At 38.0% G+C, this 20,496-nt stretch carries 17 protein-coding genes and 1 pseudogene; 16 read left to right on the top strand and 2 right to left on the bottom strand.

The features are described from left to right. The first annotated feature begins 318 nt into the window (after positions 1-318). From ABD915_RS05350 to ABD915_RS05340, 3 genes are all read left to right on the top strand, one after another. On the top strand, positions 319-1,143 hold the full coding sequence (locus tag ABD915_RS05350) for a hypothetical protein (protein WP_345116217.1): 825 nt from the start codon (positions 319-321) through the stop codon (positions 1,141-1,143). Between the two features lie 168 nt (positions 1,144-1,311). Continuing rightward, the gene (locus tag ABD915_RS05345; RefSeq protein WP_345116215.1) at positions 1,312-2,232 is read left to right on the top strand and encodes a sulfite exporter TauE/SafE family protein; all 921 of its coding nucleotides are present in this window, start codon (positions 1,312-1,314) and stop codon (positions 2,230-2,232) included. Positions 2,233-2,234: 2 nt separating this feature from the next. Then, positions 2,235-3,044: a TIGR02186 family protein gene (locus ABD915_RS05340; protein ID WP_345116212.1), complete on the top strand. Its 810-nt coding sequence runs from the start codon at positions 2,235-2,237 to the stop codon at positions 3,042-3,044. 22 nt (positions 3,045-3,066) lie between these two features. On the opposite strand, the gene ABD915_RS05335 is transcribed toward ABD915_RS05340, so the two are convergent. Then, a complete protein-coding gene (locus ABD915_RS05335) occupies positions 3,067-3,348 on the bottom strand; it encodes a DUF6460 domain-containing protein (RefSeq protein WP_345116210.1) in 282 nt (93 codons plus the stop codon). A 494-nt stretch (positions 3,349-3,842) separates the two neighbouring features. Between ABD915_RS05335 and ABD915_RS10275 the strand changes: the two are divergent. The 13 genes and pseudogenes from ABD915_RS10275 to ABD915_RS05270 form a co-directional block, all read left to right on the top strand. After that, a pseudogene (locus tag ABD915_RS10275) lies at positions 3,843-4,386 on the top strand (exodeoxyribonuclease VII large subunit); the annotation flags it as partial. A 146-nt stretch (positions 4,387-4,532) separates the two neighbouring features. Next, positions 4,533-6,164: an ABC transporter substrate-binding protein gene (locus ABD915_RS05325; RefSeq protein WP_345116204.1), complete on the top strand. Its 1,632-nt coding sequence runs from the start codon at positions 4,533-4,535 to the stop codon at positions 6,162-6,164. A 914-nt stretch (positions 6,165-7,078) separates the two neighbouring features. Then, entirely contained in the window at positions 7,079-8,710 is a 1,632-nt protein-coding gene (locus ABD915_RS05320) for an ABC transporter substrate-binding protein (protein WP_345116201.1), read from the top strand. A gap of 228 nt (positions 8,711-8,938) precedes the next feature. Beyond that, positions 8,939-10,369 (top strand): exodeoxyribonuclease VII large subunit, encoded by a 1,431-nt coding sequence (xseA, locus tag ABD915_RS05315; protein WP_345116198.1) that lies wholly within the window; start codon positions 8,939-8,941, stop codon positions 10,367-10,369. Next, positions 10,347-10,973: a DNA-3-methyladenine glycosylase I gene (locus tag ABD915_RS05310; protein ID WP_345116196.1), complete on the top strand. Its 627-nt coding sequence runs from the start codon at positions 10,347-10,349 to the stop codon at positions 10,971-10,973. Before xseA ends, ABD915_RS05310 begins: the two co-directional genes overlap by 23 nt. A gap of 41 nt (positions 10,974-11,014) precedes the next feature. Then, positions 11,015-11,146: a hypothetical protein gene (locus ABD915_RS05305; RefSeq protein ID WP_345116193.1), complete on the top strand. Its 132-nt coding sequence runs from the start codon at positions 11,015-11,017 to the stop codon at positions 11,144-11,146. A 629-nt stretch (positions 11,147-11,775) separates the two neighbouring features. Continuing rightward, entirely contained in the window at positions 11,776-12,042 is a 267-nt protein-coding gene (locus tag ABD915_RS05300; RefSeq protein ID WP_345116190.1) for a hypothetical protein, read from the top strand. A 421-nt stretch (positions 12,043-12,463) separates the two neighbouring features. Continuing rightward, the gene (locus ABD915_RS05295) at positions 12,464-14,089 is read left to right on the top strand and encodes an ABC transporter substrate-binding protein (protein WP_345116188.1); all 1,626 of its coding nucleotides are present in this window, start codon (positions 12,464-12,466) and stop codon (positions 14,087-14,089) included. Between the two features lie 380 nt (positions 14,090-14,469). Continuing rightward, positions 14,470-16,110: an ABC transporter substrate-binding protein gene (locus ABD915_RS05290; protein ID WP_345116185.1), complete on the top strand. Its 1,641-nt coding sequence runs from the start codon at positions 14,470-14,472 to the stop codon at positions 16,108-16,110. Positions 16,111-16,200: 90 nt separating this feature from the next. After that, complete coding sequence (locus ABD915_RS05285) at positions 16,201-17,274, top strand: ABC transporter permease (protein ID WP_345116181.1); 1,074 nt, start codon at positions 16,201-16,203, stop codon at positions 17,272-17,274. Between the two features lie 2 nt (positions 17,275-17,276). Further along, positions 17,277-18,206 carry an ABC transporter permease gene (locus ABD915_RS05280; protein WP_345116178.1) on the top strand — a complete coding sequence of 310 codons (930 nt, stop codon included), beginning with the start codon at positions 17,277-17,279 and terminating at the stop codon, positions 18,204-18,206. After that, complete coding sequence (locus tag ABD915_RS05275) at positions 18,199-19,059, top strand: ABC transporter ATP-binding protein (protein WP_345116175.1); 861 nt, start codon at positions 18,199-18,201, stop codon at positions 19,057-19,059. Before ABD915_RS05280 ends, ABD915_RS05275 begins: the two co-directional genes overlap by 8 nt. A gap of 11 nt (positions 19,060-19,070) precedes the next feature. Continuing rightward, positions 19,071-19,853, top strand: coding sequence for an ABC transporter ATP-binding protein (locus tag ABD915_RS05270; RefSeq protein ID WP_345116172.1), 783 nt, complete (start codon positions 19,071-19,073; stop codon positions 19,851-19,853). A 193-nt stretch (positions 19,854-20,046) separates the two neighbouring features. On the opposite strand, the gene ABD915_RS05265 is transcribed toward ABD915_RS05270, so the two are convergent. Continuing rightward, a complete protein-coding gene (locus ABD915_RS05265) occupies positions 20,047-20,259 on the bottom strand; it encodes a hypothetical protein (RefSeq protein ID WP_345116169.1) in 213 nt (70 codons plus the stop codon). Positions 20,260-20,496 lie beyond the last annotated feature (237 nt).

Below are 20,496 nucleotides of genomic sequence, written 5' to 3'. Positions count from 1 at the left end.
CGAAAAAAACTTGAAATAAGAGGGATGCAGAATGATAAATGATCTACCAATAGCAAAATGAGGATCTCATTTTTTTGTTCCGCATACTCAGTTTATAACGTGTATAATCGGGTATTAAATGCAATGGCAAAAGAGTGAAAAAGGAAAAAATGGGAGAATGATTTTTCAACGTTTGAAAGCAGTAAAATAAAACATTATTCTTTCAAATGTTTTTGGCAAATATTTTGGGAAGTTCTTAAACCTCTATTTACTAAAATAGAGCACACTTTTGACTTATTTGTGCGATTCTTTGCAGAAAAGAAATGAGGGGTAGTGTTTGTGAACATGAAGAGTCATACTACTAAGCAGGTTAGAGATGATAAACCTTCTTTTTTTGTTGTTGAGCAAAAGGAGGAGGTAAATGCGCCTTCTGAAGTAACGATGTCCGATATTGCTAAAAAATTACGCTCTGTTTACACACAAATGCAGATGAAGCATTCACCTCGTTATTTGACACCACACAGTCCTGTGGAAGAGAATTTTAAATCTTACTTGGATGACATTAGTCGGGCCATTTTGGCTGAGCATTATATACGCCGCCAAAAAGAAAAGAAGCTTTTTGAGTGTTTAGAGCAGATTAAAACGCTTGTTCAGAGTTTGCAGAGCGAAAAGAAAAATCCAGAAGCAGCAGTAACACGGCGTATGTCTCGTTCAAAATCATTTGATTCTGTTGTGCAACACCTTGCTCATATGGTATGTGAGGAAAATCAAGAACGCTCGTTGCTCCAAGAAGAAGCAAAATTTTCAGGACAAAAAAGTGTAACTCCCATCCAAACAAATGTTGAAAACGCATTGCAACAAAGGGATAAAAGCTCTTTGTTAAGTGATGCCATGAAGTCTTCTTCAAAAGAGGTTGAGGAGCTTGTGGAGCGTTCTGCAATCGAAGAAAAACCCTCTGATGTTCAAGAATCTCGTCATTGCATTGAGAATAATCATCCCCCTTCCTTAAAGGCGGAATCTCACTTAAAGGCTGAGAATCAGGGAATTTCCTTTTTTTTACGGTATCCTGTTAAAAAATTTCTTCTTTGTTTTTTAATTATTGCATTTATATCAGTGATAACGTTATGTTTTTATGATGTTTTAAGAGGGGTTCGTTTTTTTTAATTTCATGATGTTAGGTTTGTGACGCATTTGTAATTTTGCAAAGACATATATGGCATCTCAAGTTGTCCTTTTAGACAGACAATAAAGATTATTGAAAAAGGGGAGCATTTAAAGAGGGGCTCTCGGATTATCTAAAAAAAACCTTAAATTATCTTGAAGGTTCTGTAAGTGAGTATTTATTTACCAATTGCTGAAATGTCGCTCAACATGCTGATCTTGATTGGTATGGGGGTGGCTGGTGGTTTTTTTTCAGGTCTTTTTGGGATTGGCGGTGGTTTTCTCATCACGCCTTTATTGATTTTCTATAATATTCCTCCTGCTATTGCTGTTGGAACAGGAGCTAACCAGATGATTGCATCATCTGTAACGGGGGCGATTGCACATTTTAGAAGACGTACTCTTGATATCAAACTTGGTATTCTTTTGGCAATTGGGGGAGGAATTGGCTCTTTAATCGGGATTCAGATTTTTTCTGTTCTGAAAAAATTGGGCCAATTAGATCTCATGATTTCGCTTCTTTATGTGATTCTTCTCGGCAGTATAGGAAGTTTAATGATTATTGAAAGTTGGTGCGATATGATGCGCCAGCGCAAAGCACAAAAAGTCAATGTTCGTCTTGCTGGTCGACATAATTGGATTCATCGATTGCCGTTAAAAATGCGTTTTCGGACATCAATGATATATGTCAGCATCATTCCAGTTTTAGCGATTGGTCTGATTGTTGGATTGTTATCTTCTATTATGGGAATTGGTGGAGGTTTCTTTATGATACCAGCACTGATTTATCTTCTGCGCGTTCCAACCAGTGTGGTGATTGGAACCTCACTTTTTCAGATTACATTTGTATCCTCTTTTACTACAGTTTTGCAAAGTGTGAGTAATCAATCAGTTGATATTGTTTTGGCTTTTTTGCTGATGCTTGGAGGAAGTATTGGTGCACAATATGGGACACGGGCTGGCCGAAAATTAAAGGCTGAACAATTGCGTATGGCGCTTGCATTTTTGGTGTTGATTGTATGTATGCGTCTTGCTTTCCAATTATTTGTACGCCCTGATAATCTTTTCTCTCTGGATAATCTTATGAGATAAAAATGGGTAGATTATTTTCTTTATGCATCATTGCAGGCTGCTTTTGTGTAGTTTCTTTTCCCACGTGGGCATATGTTGGAGCGAAAGCTGCATTCATTGATCAAGTTGATCACGAAACTATCCAAATTATCGTAACAACGAATAGGATTACGGTTGATGCACATTTTGATGGCCGCGATCTTTATATTGCTGGTGTTTTGGAAAATATCGATCCATTATATTCTCGACAAAACCGCTATGATATTGTTGTTAGCTTAGAGGGACAAGCTCGGCCGATGGTTATGCGGGAAAAAAAACGTAATGCTGGAGTTTGGATTAACGCAGATTCCCTGATTTTTAAAAATGTTCCTCTCTTTTATTCTATGGTCACAACGCGTGAGATTGATGAGATTACCAGCGTTGAAGATTATAAACGCTTGAGTCTAGGATTATCTTATTTATTGTTGCAGACGGATGAACAAGATCAGGAAAAAATACAAACTTTCCGTGATGAACTTATAAAATTGCAAAAAGCCAAAGGCCTTTATAATGAAGAAGTGGGCGGTGTTCGTTTTGGTTCTGGTGCACTTTTTACAGCACATTTTCGTTTGCCGGCAAACACTCCTGTTGGGCATTATCAGGTCCGTGCTTATCTTTTTCGCGACGGACAGTTTATTGATAGTGCGACAACGACTCTTGAAATTGTTAAAGCACATATTGCTTATACTATTTTCCGTGCAGCACATAAGCATAGTTTCTTATATGGTATTGTTGCGGTGATTATGGCTGTTAGTACAGGCTTTTTATGTCGTTTGATTTTTCGAAAAGACTAGCGGAAGGGAAACACTAAGGCATTTATTTTTTGCGGAAAATGCGTAGAAAAAGAAAAATAGGTACAACAATAATAGCCCCCATCATGGTCATATGGAAGAAGTTTGCAAGAGTTATAAATCCTGTTTCCCATAGAGGTTTAAAAAATTCCGTTATTGTTCGTATAAGACTTCGAGGCGTCCATCCAAGAAAATTCATCACGATGCCAACAAGAAGTGAAAAGATGAGCAATTTTAGAGTAACGCATCTTGATGTATCTCCGAGAAATGCATAAAAAGAATGAGATAACTGTTTTTTTCTTTTCATTTTTTTACACTTTCGAATATATTGCGCTCCCTTTGCATAATGCGTTGCATTCCTTTTGCATAATACAATGGTGATTTTATCATAGGTACGAAAAAATAGTTTTTTTGTTATTTTTTCTTACTTTTTTTTCGAGTTTACCACCTTGTAATACTGGCGTAACCTCTGTACTTGTTTCTGAAACACGCTCGTGCTCTGTTGGCATTTTTCGAGATATCTTCATAGTATTCCTTTCATTAACTTGGTGGATATTCTTTAGTTTCTAGGAATTCTCGGTAGAATATTGATAATGTTTCAACGTTTTGTATGATGGTGAGGATTTTTCAGTACGTTGAAAATTCTACAATAGATTAAATATTTATAATATACTAATATATTGTGTATAGAATGTAATTTCAAGATATGCTTTTTTAGAGAGATACTATTCATTCTAATAAAAATATGTTTTAAATGTTAAGATTGGGTATTTCATTCTATGTGAATTGAAAAAATAGTAAATTTGTCTGTTGAAAAAAACAGGCTCACTAAATGGGGAAAAGTTTAGTATTTTTGAAATAGCGGGGGACTTTAGAATGTGTTGTTGAAGAAAAGTTTGATTGTATGCAAGCGTGTGGGGAAATATCAGGTTATTATGGTGCTCATGCTTTGGATCACGCCACCTTTGTCTTAAAAGATAATAAGGTGCGGTTGGAAGTTGTTATTGGGCGTAGAGTTATGGAAAAGCCAAATTTTTTCCTGAAGACAAGGGGAGAGATGGTCTCTGTTGGCAAGTTGATAACTTACTGGCGGCATCAAAAATATCAAATTGTCATTGAAATGCTTGAGCCAACGGGGGCTTTGATGAGACTTCTAGAAAATCATAAGAAAAAGTTTAAAGAAAGGCTGTTTGATGCGGCAAAGAAGAAACCTTTGCCTTCTATGCCCTGAATTATAGGTGTTGTGATATCACCAATAGGCGTGGCCATTCATGATATCATTCATTGTATATTAGATCATTTTCTGTTACATATTTGGGTTTTGCCTGTATGTGTTCAGGGGGAAAACGAGCGGTTGAAAAATAGCTACTGCTCTTGAAATTTTGGGTATTTTGCTTCTGGGGAGGTATGGTTTCTAAGGCTGAGCTTATTATTTTTGCATGTTATTGTTGCATGGGGAATTTATACAATAAACTTTAAAAGGAAAAGTCTATGAACTTGAACAGAAAATTATTGAAAAGGAGCAGCTCTTTTGTTTCTGCTGTTATTGCGTTGGGGATGCTTGTGCAACAAGTTTCAGCAAAAACACCTGCTGATACTCTCGTGATGGCTTTGAATCTTGATTCAATCGAGACTTTTGATCCTGCACAAATTAATGAACGTTATGGAAATGAAATTATTGCCAATATTTGTGATAATTTAGTCGATTCCGCTACAGACGATTCAGCTAAAATAGTTCCTTCTTTGGCAAAGAGTTGGGATGTTTCAAATGATGGTCAAGGTACGGTGATTACTTTTCATTTGCGCGATGGTTTGAAGTTTAATGATGGTCGGCCTGCTAGCGCTCATGATTTTGTTTGGGGTATGAGGCGGGTTGTTAAATTGAAGTTGTCTGCGGCGGCAACATTTAACGAATATGGAATTACAGAACAAAATGTTGATTCTACTCTTCAAGCACCGGATGAGAAGACGGTGGTAATGAAATTTGACAAGCCTTATCCGGCAGAGATCATTCTTGGCCATATTGTTACTCTTCGCGTTGCTGCTTTGCTTGATCGTGAGACAATTATGAAACACGAAAAAGATGGTGATATGGGAAATCGCTATTTGGCTAGTCATGCTGCTTGTGTTGGTCCTTATCAATTAAGTAGCTGGCGTTCTGGAGAAGCGATTTTGTTGCGTGCAAGTTCCAATTACTGGGGAGAGGCACCTAAGTTAAAGCAGATTTTAATTCGTCATATTGCAGAGCCTGGAACACAGCGTTTATTGTTGGAAAAGCACGATATTGATGTTGCACGTAATTTGATGCCAGAGGATATAGCAGATCTCCAAGCAACAACAGATATTAAGATTGAGAAAAGATTGACGCCATCCGTAATAATGTGGGGATTTAACACAACAAATCCTATTTTTGCTAATGAAAAAGTGCGTTTGGCAATGCGCTATCTTATTGATTATGAAGGTCTTGGGAAGACCCTTCTCAAAGATGTTGGTGTTCCACGTGCAAGCTTTATTCCCATTGGTAATCTTGGTGCTTTGGATGAAAAAGAAGGACAGCCCTTTAAACTTGATCTTCAAAAAGCCAAACAGCTTTTGACGGAAGCAGGTTATCCAGATGGTTTTGAGGCCAATATTTTTGCAGGGAAATCTCCTTATCCTTTTGCTTTGCCCATTGCTCAGTCACTCCAAGACAATGCAAAAAAAATAGGCGTGCGCTTTAAAATTGAAAATTTTGTAGGTACGCAGTTGTTTTCAAAACTTTATGCACGTAGCTTTGATACGATTTTTATGGGATGGAATAATGATTCTGCAGATCCTTATACAATGGCTTCACGCCTTATTTACAACCCGGATAATCGGTTCGAGGCGAAAAATACAGGCTATGTTAGTTGGTGCCATGGCTATTTTGATGAAGATATGAATAAAAAGGTTAGAGATGCGCTGTTTCAAAAAGATCCACAGAAACGCGCGCAAATGTATGCTGATTTGCAACGTGAATTTATGCAAAAAGGGCCTTATGCTTTTATCTATCAGACATATGTTTCTGTCGCTATGACACCTGAGGTTAAAAAATGGGTTTGGAATAGTGCACCACGTATTTTTTATAGTGCAATTGAAAAATAAGTGGATTTCAATGTTATAAAATACAACAAAAGTAGGAAAAAATATCTTCGACGTTTTGCATATGGTTTAAAAACTGTGCAAATACGTCGAAGGTCATCGGTAACGAACCGAAGTGTTGTGTATAGAATGTAATTTCAAGATATTCTTTTTTTAAGAGAGACTATTCATTCTAATAAAAATATGTTTCAAATGTTAGGATTGAATATCTCAATCTTTGGAAAAAATAATAATTTGTTGATTGGAAAAACAAACGCAACAACAAAACTGGCACATTAAGTGGAGAAAAATTTAGTGTTTTTGAAAAAGTGGGGGCTTTAAAGTGCGTTATCTAAGATAAAGTTTGGTGATGTGCGGGGGCATGGGGAAATCGTTCAGTTACCGCGATTCATACTTTGGATCATGCCATCTTTGCCTTAAAAGATAATAAGGTGCGGTTGGATGCTGTTATTTGGTGCGGGATTGTAGAAAAGCTTAAATCTCCTCCTGAAAAAGGAGGGAAGTTATCGCTATAGGAAAATTTATAATTTAATTTGGTACCCTCAAAATATCAAATTGTTTTGAGGCTCTTGAATCAACTGGGGGGACGCTTTTATGACTCTTCTAGAAAATCGCAAGGAAAAGTCCTGTTTGATGAAGCAAAGAAGAAACCTTTGCCTTCTACGCCTTCAATTATAGGCGTTGTGAGATTATCAATAGGCACTGTCATTCTTCATATCTTCATCGTATACCGGATTGCTTTCCGTTACATATTTGGATTTAGCCTATCCGTGTCAGGGGGATGAGTGGCCGCTGTTTCTATTGAAGGTTTTGATATTTTATCTTTAGGAGGTGTGTTTTCTAAATCTGATCTGCTTATTTTTGTGCATTATTGTTGCATGGGGAATTTATACAATAACCTTTAAAAGGAAAAATCTATGAACTTGAACAGAAAATTATTGAAAGGGAGCAGCTCTTTTGTTTCTGCTGTCATTGCGTTGGGAATGTTTGTGCAACAAGTTTCAGCAAAAACACCTGCTGATACTCTTGTGATGGCTTGGAATCTTGATCCAATAAGTACATTTGATCCTGCACAACTCAATGACCGTTATGGAATTGAAGTGGTTAATAATATTTGTGATAATTTGGTCGATTCTGCTACAGATGATGCTACTAAAATGGTTCCCACTTTGGCAAAAAGTTGGGATGTTTTAAGCGATGACCAAAGTACGGTGATTACTTTTCATTTGCGCGATGGTTTGAAGTTTTATGATGGTCGGCCTGCTAGTGCTCATGATCTTGTTTGGGGCATGAGGCGGGTTGTTAAATTGAAGTTGTCCAATGCAGCAACATTTAATGAATATGGTATAACAGAACAAAATGTTGATGATGCTTTTCAAGCACCGGATGAAAAGACGGTGGTAATGAAATTTGATAAGCCTTACCCAGCAGAGCTTATTCTTAGCAATATTTCTACTAATCGTACTGCTGCTTTGCTTGATCGTGAAACACTTATGAAACACGAACAAGATGGTGATATGGGAAACCGCTATTTGGCCAGTCATTCTGCTTGTGTTGGTCCTTATCAGTTAAGTAGCTGGCGTCCTGGAGAAGCGATTTTGTTGCGTGCAAGTTCCAATTATTGGGGAGAGGCACCTAAATTGAAGCAGATCTTAATTCGCCATGTTGCAGAGTCTGGAACACAACGTTTATTGTTGGAAAAACATGATGTTGATGTTGCACGTAATTTGACGCCTGAGGATATAGTAGATCTCCAAGCAACAACAGATATTAAGATTGAAAAAGTGTTGGCGCCCTCCATGATTATATGGGGGTTCAATGCGACAAATCCTATTTTTGCTAATGAAAAAGTGCGTTTGGCAATGCGCTATCTTATTGATTATGAAGGTCTTGGAAAAACTCTCCTTAAAGATGTTGGTATTCCACGTGCAAGCTTTATTCCGCTTGGAAATCTTGGTGCTTTGGATGAAAAAGAAGGACAGCCCTTTAAACTTGATCTTCAAAAAGCCAAACAGCTTTTAACGGAAGCAGGTTATCCAGATGGTTTTGAGGCCAATATTTTTGCAGGGAAATCTCCTTATCCTTTTGCTTTGCCCATTGCTCAGTCACTCCAAGATAATGCAAAAAAGATAGGCGTGCACTTTAAAATTGAAAATTTTGTAGGTACGCAGTTGTTTTCAAAATTTTATGCGCGTGGTTTTGATACAATTTTTTTCGGATGGAATAATGGTTCTGCTGATCCTCATACAATGGCTGCACGCCTTATTTTCAACCCTGATAATCGGTTTGAGGCGAAAAATACAGGCTATGCTAGTTGGTGCCATGGCTATTTTGATGAAAATATGAATCAAAAGGTTAGAGATGCGTTGTTTCAAAAAGATCCACAGAAACGCGCGCAGATGTATGCTGATTTGCAACGTGAAGTTATGCAAAAAGGCCCTTATGCTTTTATCTATCAGACATATGTTTCTGTCGCTATGACACCTGATGTCAAAAAATGGGTTTGGAATAGTGCACCACATATTTTTTATAGTGCAATTGAAAAATAAGCGTGTCTTAAATGTTGTAAAATATAACAAAAGTAGGAAAAATATCTTCGGCGTTTTGTATATAGTTTAAGAACTTTGCAAGACGTCGAAGGTCATCGGTAACGGATCGATATGTTGTGTATAGAATGTAATTTTAGGACATTCTCTTTAGAGAGACATTTTATTTTCATTAAAGATGTTTTTGTATGGATATTAAGATTCAATATTGCAACTTCTGTGAATTAAAAAATGGTAAATTTTTTTGGTGAAAAAACAGCTGCAACGAATATAGCAGAATTCAGCGTTTCTGAAATAGCAGGAGCTTTAAAACGCGTTGTTGAAGAAAAATTTGGTTATGTGCGGGTGCGTGGAGAAATATCGGGATACCGAGGTGCACATGCTTCAGGTCACGCCTACTTTGCTTTAAAAGATGATAAGGCACGGTTGGAAGCTGTTATTTGGCGCGGGTGCATGGAAAAGCTCAAATTTCCTCCTGAAGAGGGGTTAGAAGTAATCGCTGTCGGCAAGCTTACGACTTATCCTGGGTCGTCAAAATATCAAATTGTCATTGAAGCTCTCGAACCAACAGGTGTTGGCGCTTTGATGACACTTCTAGAAAATCGCAAAAAGAAGCTTGCGGATGAAGGTTTATTCGATGAAGCACAGAAGAAACCTTTGCCTTATATGCCCAAGATTATAGGCGTTATAACATCGCCAACAGGTGCTGTCATTCGCGATATCATTCACCGTATATCAGATCGTTTTCCGTTGCATATTTTGGTTTGGCCTGTACGCGTTCAGGGCGAAACAAGCGGGCGGGAAGTGGCTGCTGCTGTTGAAGGTTTTAATGCGTTGCCTTTAGGAGGAGTTGTTCCTAAACCTGATCTTATTATTGTTGCACGGGGAGGGGGAAGTTTAGAAGATTTGTGGGGATTTAATGACGAAGCCGTTGTTCGTGCTGTTTATGAATCTTCTCTTCCTGTTATTTCTGCTGTTGGGCATGAAACGGATTGGACCTTGATTGATTATGTCGCCGATTGGCGCGCTCCAACTCCCACAGCAGCAGCAGAACGCGCTGTTCCTGTTAAACTTGATCTCGAGGTGCAAGTGGCATCGCTTGGTGCACGTTTGCGCACGGGGCTCGCGCGTTATTTTGATTTTCATCGACAAAAATTGCGTGCTACTCTACGCGTTCTTCCGACTGCTGATCAACTTTTTGCTTTACCTCGGCGAAGTTTTGATGAAATTTCAAGTCGTTTGCAGCGTGCTCTTTTTGTAAGCTATGATAAAAAACGTTTTTCTTTTCATGCCCTTGGTGTGCGTTTTTCATTGCGTTTGCTTAATATTGAAAAAGCACAACACAACACAAGGGAATATATAGCGCGTCTTCAGCGTGCTTTTATGCGCAATGTGGAAAAAAAACGTGCTCAGATAGAGGTAGCATCTAGGCTTTTAAGGAGTACTTCGTATCAGAATATTTTGGAGCGTGGTTTTGTTTTGGCTCTGGGGCAAGAAAATAAGCCCATTAAACGATTGGTACAGTTTCCTGAAACGGGGCAGATAAATTTACGCTTCTTTGATGGTGAAATTCGTGTTTCAACGCATGACCATGTTCTCAATCAATCTTCAAAATCTAAACGGATAAAATCGAAGCAAGATGATCAAGGAACGCTCTTTTGATACGGTAAATTTAGCGCTCGATGAGGGGCTTCTTATGGGAGCGGATGGAAAAATTCGTTGTTCATGGGCGGGAACTGATCCGCTTTATTGTGCTTATCATGATAATGAATGGGGAAAACCTATTTTTGATGATTACCGTTTATTTGAAAAAATTTGTCTTGAAGGTTTTCAAGCAGGACTTTCTTGGATCACAATTTTAAAAAAAATCGCTCATTTTCGCCACGCTTTTGATCATTTCGATTTCGAAAAGATTGCAAGTTATGATGAAGAAAAGATCAAAATATTGATGCTAGATAAAAGTATTGTTCGCCATCAAGGAAAAATTCGGTCAGTCGTTAACAATGCATTCAAAGCGCGCGAAATAATTACAGAATGGGGATGTTTGTCTGACTATTTTTGGTCTTTTCAGCCACCACAATCAGAGCGTTATGAAAAAATAGATTTTCACATATTGCAGAACAATTCTGTCACACCGGCTTCTCTGCGTCTTGCTGCAGATTTAAAAAAACGCGGTTGGACATTTGTTGGTCCTACAATTTGCTATTCTTTTATGCAAGCCACGGGAATAGTGAATGATCATCTTGAAGGGTGTTTTTGTCGATAAATTTACAAAAAGTCTCTTTATATAAGGGGTGGAAGGGATTTGTGAATAGAATACAAAATAGTCTTTTAACAGTAAACTGCTGGTTATCATTTGGTGATCGCTTTCGGGTGTGGAGGGATTGGGGCATAGAACTGGTTTTAACAGCTACAGCAATGTCATTTCAGAAAAGTTGAAGAAAAAGCCGTTGGCAATTTTTCAGGAATAGTTTTTAAAACCTTTTATTTCTGAAGTTGTCATGGATGCAATTTATAATATTGGTTTAAGTAATGTTTGTCTGTTGTATTGATAAAAATTCATAATAAGGAAAACAACGGACGTTTTATTCATGTCTTGATGAAGGCGGGATTGTTTTCAGGTTTATCCGTGTAGAGCTATAATGCATTGTTCTATTTTTGAAATTTAATACGGATATATTTATCAAACTTTTTTCTGAATATAGAGTCAGTGGCATATTTATTTTGTATCTTGTTAGCAAATGTTTGTGCATACAATACAGAACAAAATGGTGCTATGAAAAATTGATGTAAATCACTCAGGCTGCTTGTATTACGCTTTATTATCTGATAGTTTTCTTCTTTGGGAAGCGATTTTGCTGTGTGAGCTCCGGTTATTGGGGAAGATGTTTAAGCTCAGACAGGTTTATGTCCACTCCATTGCTTAGTTGAATCCCTAGAATTTGCCGTTGGAAAAATAATTGGTACGGTGTATGGTTTGGTGTCTCCTTTTGCTGGAGAGAAGCAATGGTAAACATCGAAATTGGAAAGGGTTGATAGCAGTTATGTCTTTTCGGGGGGGAGCGAGTATGAGGGGTTTTGTTTTTACGCATGAAACAGCGCTTTTTGTTATGTACTTGCTCATTGGCTATGATGTCCTTCACAAGATGAAGTTTAGAGGAGTTGGTATTTCTCGTTGTAGCTTTATCTTTGCTGACTTATTTTCTATCGTGCATAAAAAAGAAAGATTTCCTTTTATGCTTGGCTTCCAAAAGCTTAAAGAGCTTTTTACAGGGATAAATTGCAGCAAGGGGGCTTTCTTGTGTTTTTCTGCTTGTTTGATACGGTCTTTATAGTGCGGTAAAGATTGAGTGTACATCTTGAAACTGATTGCCTGAGGGGAATGATTATTTTTTTAAATTTGCACATCATTATTTTTTGATACAGTTAAAGGGAAGAGAATGGTTAATCTATGAATTCTGTGCGATGGCTTTCTATATGACTTACAACTTGAGAGTGCTTTAAGGATGAGATACAGCTTATTTGAGAGGGTAAAAAGATATTGGAATGCGGATGTGATGCTGGCTGCGTGAAGGCATTTTATATGTTTTTATGGATTCATTGCAACTTAAGCCAATGAATTTAAGAGTGAGTGGAATTTAAGAGTGAGTAGTTCTGTATAGGTGGTCAAAACTTATTTATTCAGTCTTTGTTGTTATAAGTTTATCGTATCATTTCAAAATAATTCATCGATATAATACTTAAAAGGAAAAATTTATGAACTTAAATAAAAAGATATTGAAAAGCGGCAGCTCTTTTGTTTCTGCTGTTATTGCATTGGGGATGTTTGTGCAACAAGTTTCAGCAAAAACACCTGCTGATACACTCGTGATGGCTTGGAATATTGATGGAATTAATACGTTTGATCCTGCGCAAATCAATGATGTGTATGCAAATGAAATTGTTGTCAATGTTTGTGATAATTTGGTGAGTGCGGCTGAAGATGATCCAGCCAAAATGGTTCCTTCTTTGGCAACGCATTGGGATGTTTCAGATGATGGCCAAGGTACGGTGATTACTTTTCATTTGCGCGATGGTTTGAAGTTTAATGATGGTCGACCTGCTAGTGCTCATGATGTTGTTTGGGGTATGAAGCGGATTGTTAAACTAAAGATGGCCACGGCGGCGGCGTTTAATGAATATGGGATTACAGAACAAAATATTGACTCTGCTCTTCAAGCGCCGGATGAAAAAACGGTGGTGATGAAATTTGATAAGCCTTATCCAGCAGGACTTATTCTTAACAATATTGTTGCTAGTCGTGCTACCGCTTTGCTTGATCGTGAAACAATTATGAAGCACGAAAAAGATGGTGATATGGGAAACCGGTATTTGGCCAGTCATGCTGCTTGTGTTGGCCCTTATCAGTTAAGTAGCTGGCGTCCTGGAGAAGCGATTTTGTTGCGTGCAAGTTCTCACTATTGGGGAGAAGCGCCTAAATTAAAAAAGATTTTAATTCGCCATGTTGCAGAGCCTGGAACGCAACGTTTATTGTTGCAAAAACATGATGTTGATGTTGCACGTGATTTGATGCCGGAGGATCTAACAGATCTTCAAGCAACAACAGATATTAAGGTTGAGAAAGTGTTAGAACCATCCATGATGTTTTGGGGGTTCAACACGACAAATCCACTTTTTGCTAATGAAAAAGTGCGTTTAGCAATGCGCTATCTTATTGATTATGACGGACTTGGAAAGAGTGTTCTCAAAGGTGTTGGTATCCCACGTGCAAGCTTTATTCCGCTTGGGAATTTTGGAGCCTTGGATGAAAAAGAAGGACAACCCTTTAAACTTGATCTTCAAAAAGCGAAACAGCTTTTAACGGAAGCAGGCTATCCGGAAGGTTTTGAGGCAAATTTTTTAGTGGGGACATCTCCTTATGCTTTGCCAATTGCTCAGTCACTGCAAGATAATGCAGCAAAGGTGGGAGTGCATCTTAAAATTGAACGTTTGGCAGGTGCACAGTTGTTTTCAAAACTTTCCGCACGTGCTTTTGATACGATTTTTGTTGGATGGAATAATGACTCTGCCGATCCTCATTCAATGGCTTCGCGCCTTATTTACAACCCTGATAATCGGTTTGAGGCTAAAAATACAGCCTATGGTAGTTGGCAGCATGGGTATTTGGATACAGAGATGAATCAACAGGTTGAAGAGGCGTTGTTTCAAAAAGATCCACAGAAACGGGCACAAATGTATGCTGATTTGCAGCGTGAACTTATGCAAAAAGGACCTTATGCTTTCATTTTTCAGAAATATAGTGTTGTAGCTATGACACCAGATATCAAAAAATGGGTTTGGAATAGTTCACCACGCATTTTTTATAGTGCAATTGAAAAATAAACGCATTAAGTGAGATATTAATTAATGAATGTGTTCATGACGCAAATGATGAAAATCCCCCCTGAAATAAAAAGGGGGGCTAAGTCATTTAGGGTATGAAATTGCTGGGGGTGTTTTCTATAAAGTCTGGTTAAGGTTCAGTTTATAGGTGTGAGGTGATCAATATTGATCAGCATGGCGAGAATGTTTCTGAAGACATCTGTTTGCTAGAGTGCAGGTAGTATCCGTCTCAATTATAGGTTGGCGTTTGAGTGTCTGGCTTGATGGAAGTTCGAGAGAGTGGATTGTGTTTTGTGCTATACTTCTGAGAGATGAAAGAGATACAGCAGAAGTATTTTGAGTTTGGATAAACAAAATAAAATGCAAAAGGAAGAAATCAAATGAGCAAAAAAGGGGTATTGAAGAACTTTTGTATTCTATTAGGGGCAATTGGGGGGGTGAATGTCTCCATACCACTAGCATTGAGTGCATCATCATCTAAAGATACATTGGTGATGGCGTGGAATATTGATTCAATTAGCAGTTTTGATCCAGCACAATCGGTTGAGGTTGTAACGAGTGAATTATTGACGAATATTTGCAGTGCGTTGGTGCAGTATGATCGCAATGATCCTACGAAAGTTCGCCCTGCTATGGCTCAGTCTTGGGATGTTTTAGATGGTGGAAAAAGAATAGTTTTTCATCTTCGTGATGATTTAAAGTTTAATGATGGAAGAAAGGCAACAGCGCAAGATCTTGCATGGTCAATGCAACGGATTATTAAATTAGGCTTGAGCTATGCCCAATCTTTGATGAACTATGGGTTTACTAAAGACAACGTTGAAACTGATATTCAGGCCCTTGACGATAAAACTTTACAACTGAAATTGGATAAACCTTATCCTATCCAACTTGTTTTGACTGTAATTGGACAGTCTTATGCTTCTGCTTTGCTTGATCGGCAAACACTTGAAGCGAAGAGTGTTGATGGTGATATGGGCAATAAATATTTAGCCACGCATTCTGCTTGTGTTGGTCCTTATAAATTGGTGCGTTGGACTCCTGGGGAGAAAGTTATATTACAGGCTACACAACATTATTGGGGAGATGATGTGCCAAAAATTAAGCAGATTGTTGTGCAGCATGTTGCTGAATCAGCAAGCCAAAGACTGCTTTTGGAAAAAGGTGATGTCGATATAGCGCGTGATCTCTCTTCAGAGGATATCTTGGATATTGAAAAACAAGGGGGAGCCGTTAAAATTAGCCGTGTTTTGCGACCGCAGTCTATTTATTTATCGTTGAACAACAAAAACGCAATTTTTGCTAACGAGAAAGTAAGATTGGCACTTCGTTATTTGATTGATTACGAGGGGCTTGGAAAAACTATTTTAAAGGGTATTGCAATTCCACGTGCAAGTTATATGCCATTAGGTATTCCAGGGGCTTTGGATGAAAAAGAAGGATTGCCCTTTAAACTTGATCTTCAAAAAGCAAAGCAATTAATAAGTGAAGCGGGTTATCCTAATGGTTTTAAGGCCAATCTTTTAGTTGGTAGCCTTAACTATATGTCATCTGTGGCGCAGTCTATCCAAGAGAATGCACGCAAAATTGGCATTGAGCTTACAATTGAAAAGATGGCACAAGCTCAATTATTGAGCCGTGTTCGTGGTGGAAACTATGATACTGCTATTATGGGGTGGGGGAGTGCTGATCCTGATGGACATCCGGCTTCATTAAATCACGTTTTTAATCCTGATCCAACATTTACAAAAAAGCACAATATGTATTTGGCTTGGCGTGCTGGTTATTATGATGAAAATGTCAATAAAATGATAATGGATACCTTGTTTGAGCAAGATCAAAATAAGCGTATTACGCAGTATCGCGCTTTACAGCATTATGTGCTCGAGCATGGTCCTATGGTTTATTTATTTCAGACCTATTATACCGTTGGCATGGGACCAGCAGTAAAAAATTGGGTTTGGAATAGTTTTAGACTTTATTACAATGATGCAGAAAAATATGCGCAGTTACATGAATAAAAATGTAGGGCGCGTGATTATAATTTTTTGATTGTGTGGGAAGGAAGAATGCCACATTCATATTTTATAGGTGTGTAGGATCGTATCAAGATGACTTTATCATTTCCAAAAGCCAATATCGCAGAAACGCAAAAGCAGAAAAATTTTTATATATGGGATTTCTTTGTCAAGATATTTAAACTGTTGATTTCAGTATTTATTACTTTGCTTGGTTTGGTGACTATCACTTTTTTTATTAGTCATCTTCTTCCTTTAGATCCTGTTCTTGCTATGCTTGGCGATAATATCAGTCAGGAAGCTTATGATGCAATGTTTTATAAGTTGGGTCTTGATAAGCCATTGATTGTTCAATATTGGAATTATCTCCACAATGTATTTTTGTTTGATTTTGGGGATGCTTTAACCTCAGGGCGTCCTGTCTTAACAGATATTATGCGTGTATTTCCTGCAACGTTAGAGCTTGCAACAGTTGCTATTATTATTGGCACAAGTTTTGGTATTCCTTTTGGTATTTTTGCAGCGATGTATCGCGATTCACCTATCGATTATTTTGTCCGTGTTTTTACACTGCTAAGTTATTCAACACCCACTTTCTGGCTTGGATTGATGGCGTTGTTGGTATTTTACGCTAAACTTGGCTGGATTGGTGGTCCAGGGCGTCTTGATTTTATTTACGAATACTCTTTTGAACCTAGAACAGGATTTTTTCTCTGGGATACTCTTCGGCAAGGGCAATGGGAAGCATTTGGCAATGTTTTTAGCCATATTATTATGCCTGCTTTAATCTTAGCTTTTGGTGCCATGGCTTATATTAGTCGTATGACTCGTGGGTTTATGATTGAACAGCTTAATCAAGAATATATTATTACTGCACGTGTGAAGGGATTATCGTGGGCGCGAACGGTTTGGGGGCATGCCTTTCGTAATGCGGCTGTTCAGATTATTACCGTTGTCGCGCTTTCTTATGCTTTTTTATTAGAAGGTGCTGTCTTGACAGAGACGGTTTTTGCTTGGCCTGGCTTCGGGCGTTATTTGACCAATGCACTTTTGGCAGGAGATATGAATGCGGTTGTAGGATGTACTTTCCTTGTAGGATTTCTTTTTGTTGTTATTAATTTATTCTCTGATTTACTTTATCGCATCTTTGATCCAAGGACACGTTGAATATGACAATCATTAATCATCATAAATCGCAATCGTCATTTTCTTTGAAACATTGGTTAAATGAATCTGTTCCAAGGTCAATACTTCAAACAAATGTACAAAAAATTTATCATTCATCGATCAGATTTTCTCATAATTTTTCAGCTGTATTTGGTCTGATTATTATTTTTGTTATTGTTTTATGTGCAATTTTTGCTCCTTGGATTGCTACCCATGACTTTATGAGCAATGACCTTGTTCATCGATTGCAGTCGCCGTCTGTGCAGCATTATTTAGGGACAGATGAGTTGGGGCGTGATATTTTTAGTCGTCTCGTTTTTGGTGCACGTATCACTCTCTATATTGTTTTTCTCACAACAATTATTGTGGGACCAGTAGGGCTGGTTGTTGGAACTGTATCTGGCTATATGGGGGGATGGGTTGATACTGTTCTTATGCGTGTTGTTGATGTTTTTCTTGCTTTTCCAAGTTTGGTCTTAGCTCTTGCTTTTTCAGCAGCTTTAGGACCAGGGATTGAAAATGCAGCAATTGCGATTTCAATCGCAGCATGGCCACCGATAGCGCGTTTGGCACGTGCTGAAACTTTGACTATACGGTCATCTGATTATGTCTCAGCAGTTCGCTTGCAAGGTGCTTCTACTTGGCGAATTATTCTGTTTCATATTGCACCGATGTGCATTCCTTCAGTGGTTGTGCGGTTAACGTTAGATATGTCTGGAATTATTTTGACGGCTGCTGGTCTTGGTTTTTTGGGGTTGGGGGCTCAACTTCCAAATCCTGAATGGGGAGCTATGCTTTCGACAGGTCGTGAATTTATGATGACAAGTTGGTGGTTGGCGGCGATGCCAGGTTGTGCAATATTACTTACAAGTCTTGCCTTCAACCTTTTAGGTGATGGGCTTCGTGATATATTGGATCCACGTAATGGGTAAAAAATTATTAGAGATAGAAGATTTACGTATTTCTTTTCCTACAATGCGCGGCAGGCTAGAAGTTGTGCGTGGCGTTAGCTTTTCTGTAGGAAAGGAAAAAATTGGAATTGTTGGGGAATCAGGGTCCGGAAAATCAATGACTGGACGTGCCCTGTTAAAGCTGAGTCCAAAGTCTGCAACCGTTAAAGCCAAAAAAATGTGTTTTGATGATATCGATCTTTTGGCTGCAAGTGAACCTCAGATGCGTACAATTAGGGGAAAACGTATTTCAATGATTTTGCAAGATCCTAAATATTCGCTTAATCCATTAGTGCGAATTGGGGATCAAATCATGGAAGCTTACCGTATCCACTATCGTGTTTCAAAAATGGATGCGTGGGAAAAAACAATTTCTATGTTAGAATCTGTTCATATTCGTAATCCTGAGCATGTTATGCGTCTCTTTCCTCATGAAATATCAGGTGGTATGGGACAGCGGGTGATGATTGCTATGATGCTTATTCCTAAGCCTGATTTGATTATTGCGGATGAGCCAACTTCTGCACTTGATGTCACTGTGAGAAGTCAAGTTTTGTCAGTGTTAGATGAGCTTGTAACAAAATCTGGAACGGGACTTATTTTTATTAGTCATGATTTAAATATGATTGCTGATTTTTGTGATCGTGTTTTGGTGATGTATGCTGGTCGCGTATTAGAAGAATTGCCTGCGTGTGATTTATCGCGTGCGCGTCATCCATATACTAAGGCTTTATTAGATAGTTTACCACGGCTTGATAAACCAGTTGATGTTTTGGCTGTTCCTGAGCGAGATCCTGATTGGCTGTCAAGTCCAACGATTGTTAATGGTGTTTGAGGGAGCTGTCCATGGCCAATTGTGAAAATATTGTTGATGTTTCTAATTTATCTGTAACCTTTGGGCATGGGCACAAAGCAGTGACAGTTGTTAAAAATGTCAATTTCCATATTAAACGTGGAGAAGCTTACGGTTTAATTGGTGAATCAGGATGTGGAAAATCAACGATTTTGAATACATTGGTAGGGCTTATACCCCGTTATAGTGGGAAATTCCTCTTTAATGGAGAAGAAGTGCTGCAGAAAAGAAGCAAAGCTTTTTTGCGACGTATTCAAATCGTTTTTCAAGATCCTTATGCTTCGCTTCATCCGCGAAAAATGGTGCATACTGTTCTTTCAGAATCGCTTGCAATTCATGGTATGGATAACCGAAAAGAACGGGTACACGATGTTTTGAATTCTGTTGGTTTAAATTCTTCATTTCTCTACCGTTATCCACATGAGTTATCTGGTGGGCAGCGTCAGCGTATTGCTCTTGCAAGGGCTTTGATTATTGAGCCAGAAGTTTTGTTGCTCGATGAGCCAACATCTGCATTAGACGTATCAGTGCAGGCTGAGATTTTGAATTTGTTGAAATCGTTGCGGGAAGAAAAACAATTAACTTATTTAATGGTCTCTCATGATCTTCCTGTTATTGCGCATATATGTGAACGTGTTGGCATTATGCATCATGGTGTTATTCTTGAAGAGCTTAGCAATAGTGATCTCCGCAATTTGCATGCACAAAACGACTATACCAAAATGTTTTTTGAAGCGAGTATTGAACCTATTGCTCACAGAGAAGAGAGAGTATGAGAGACTTTACAGAAAAGAAAGCAGAAACTTTTCTGTTTGAAGTTTCTTTTGCTGTACTATAGAGGTTTTCATTTTTTATTGTTATCTTAGAAAATTATTTAAGTATAATATTTTTTATCATATTATGTATTTTTCCCTATGATATATAAATATAACTCATAAGGTGAGCTATTTTTCTATTATTAGAATTTATTTAATTATATTTTTGAAAATATTTTCTATAAAATTTTCTGATTTTTCTATGGAATAGGCCTAATTTTACTGTCTTTGGATTTTTGATTCTTTCTGTCTTTATTTTTCTATTTTTCTCAAAATGCGGAGCTCTGTTTTTTGAAAAAGGGTGGGAATAAGGCTTTTCACAATTGTAAATAACAATTACTGAAACCTTTTGATTATTTTCTGCCATAAAAAAGAGCTTTTTAAAAAAAGAAATTCGTATTTATAAATAGAAAAGGCAGCACAGTATGCTGCCTTTTTGTTCATGTGTAGAGAATAAATAGGCTTGCTTTTATAGCTTTGTTTTAAAACTGATAGCGTATGCCACCTGAAAAACTGGCGCCGGAGATACCGGTTTTTTGCAGCTTTTGTTGATAGCTCACATCACCATGAAGCGAGAGATTGTGAGACAGTTGCGCATTGATGC

The organism is Bartonella jaculi (assembly GCF_039543045.1).
Classification (GTDB): Bacteria; Pseudomonadota; Alphaproteobacteria; order Rhizobiales; family Rhizobiaceae; genus Bartonella; species Bartonella jaculi.
Note: the sequence above shows the minus strand (reverse complement) of the source record. Positions and strands in the feature narration are given on the sequence as shown.

Bases quoted from the DNA above. Each gene is read 5' to 3' on its own strand.
- ABD915_RS05340 (WP_345116212.1), top strand. From the start codon at position 2,235: ATGGGTAGATTATTTTCTTTATGCATCATTGCAGGCTGCTTTTGTGTA.
- ABD915_RS05335 (WP_345116210.1), bottom strand. From the start codon at position 3,348: ATGAAAAGAAAAAAACAGTTATCTCATTCTTTTTATGCATTTCTCGGA.
- ABD915_RS05325 (WP_345116204.1), top strand. From the start codon at position 4,533: ATGAACTTGAACAGAAAATTATTGAAAAGGAGCAGCTCTTTTGTTTCT.
- ABD915_RS05320 (WP_345116201.1), top strand. From the start codon at position 7,079: ATGAACTTGAACAGAAAATTATTGAAAGGGAGCAGCTCTTTTGTTTCT.
- xseA (WP_345116198.1), top strand. From the start codon at position 8,939: ATGGTAAATTTTTTTGGTGAAAAAACAGCTGCAACGAATATAGCAGAA.
- ABD915_RS05310 (WP_345116196.1), top strand. From the start codon at position 10,347: ATGATCAAGGAACGCTCTTTTGATACGGTAAATTTAGCGCTCGATGAG.
- ABD915_RS05300 (WP_345116190.1), top strand. From the start codon at position 11,776: ATGAGGGGTTTTGTTTTTACGCATGAAACAGCGCTTTTTGTTATGTAC.
- ABD915_RS05295 (WP_345116188.1), top strand. From the start codon at position 12,464: ATGAACTTAAATAAAAAGATATTGAAAAGCGGCAGCTCTTTTGTTTCT.
- ABD915_RS05290 (WP_345116185.1), top strand. From the start codon at position 14,470: ATGAGCAAAAAAGGGGTATTGAAGAACTTTTGTATTCTATTAGGGGCA.
- ABD915_RS05285 (WP_345116181.1), top strand. From the start codon at position 16,201: ATGACTTTATCATTTCCAAAAGCCAATATCGCAGAAACGCAAAAGCAG.
- ABD915_RS05280 (WP_345116178.1), top strand. From the start codon at position 17,277: ATGACAATCATTAATCATCATAAATCGCAATCGTCATTTTCTTTGAAA.
- ABD915_RS05275 (WP_345116175.1), top strand. From the start codon at position 18,199: ATGGGTAAAAAATTATTAGAGATAGAAGATTTACGTATTTCTTTTCCT.
- ABD915_RS05270 (WP_345116172.1), top strand. From the start codon at position 19,071: ATGGCCAATTGTGAAAATATTGTTGATGTTTCTAATTTATCTGTAACC.
- ABD915_RS05265 (WP_345116169.1), bottom strand. From the start codon at position 20,259: ATGGCAGAAAATAATCAAAAGGTTTCAGTAATTGTTATTTACAATTGT.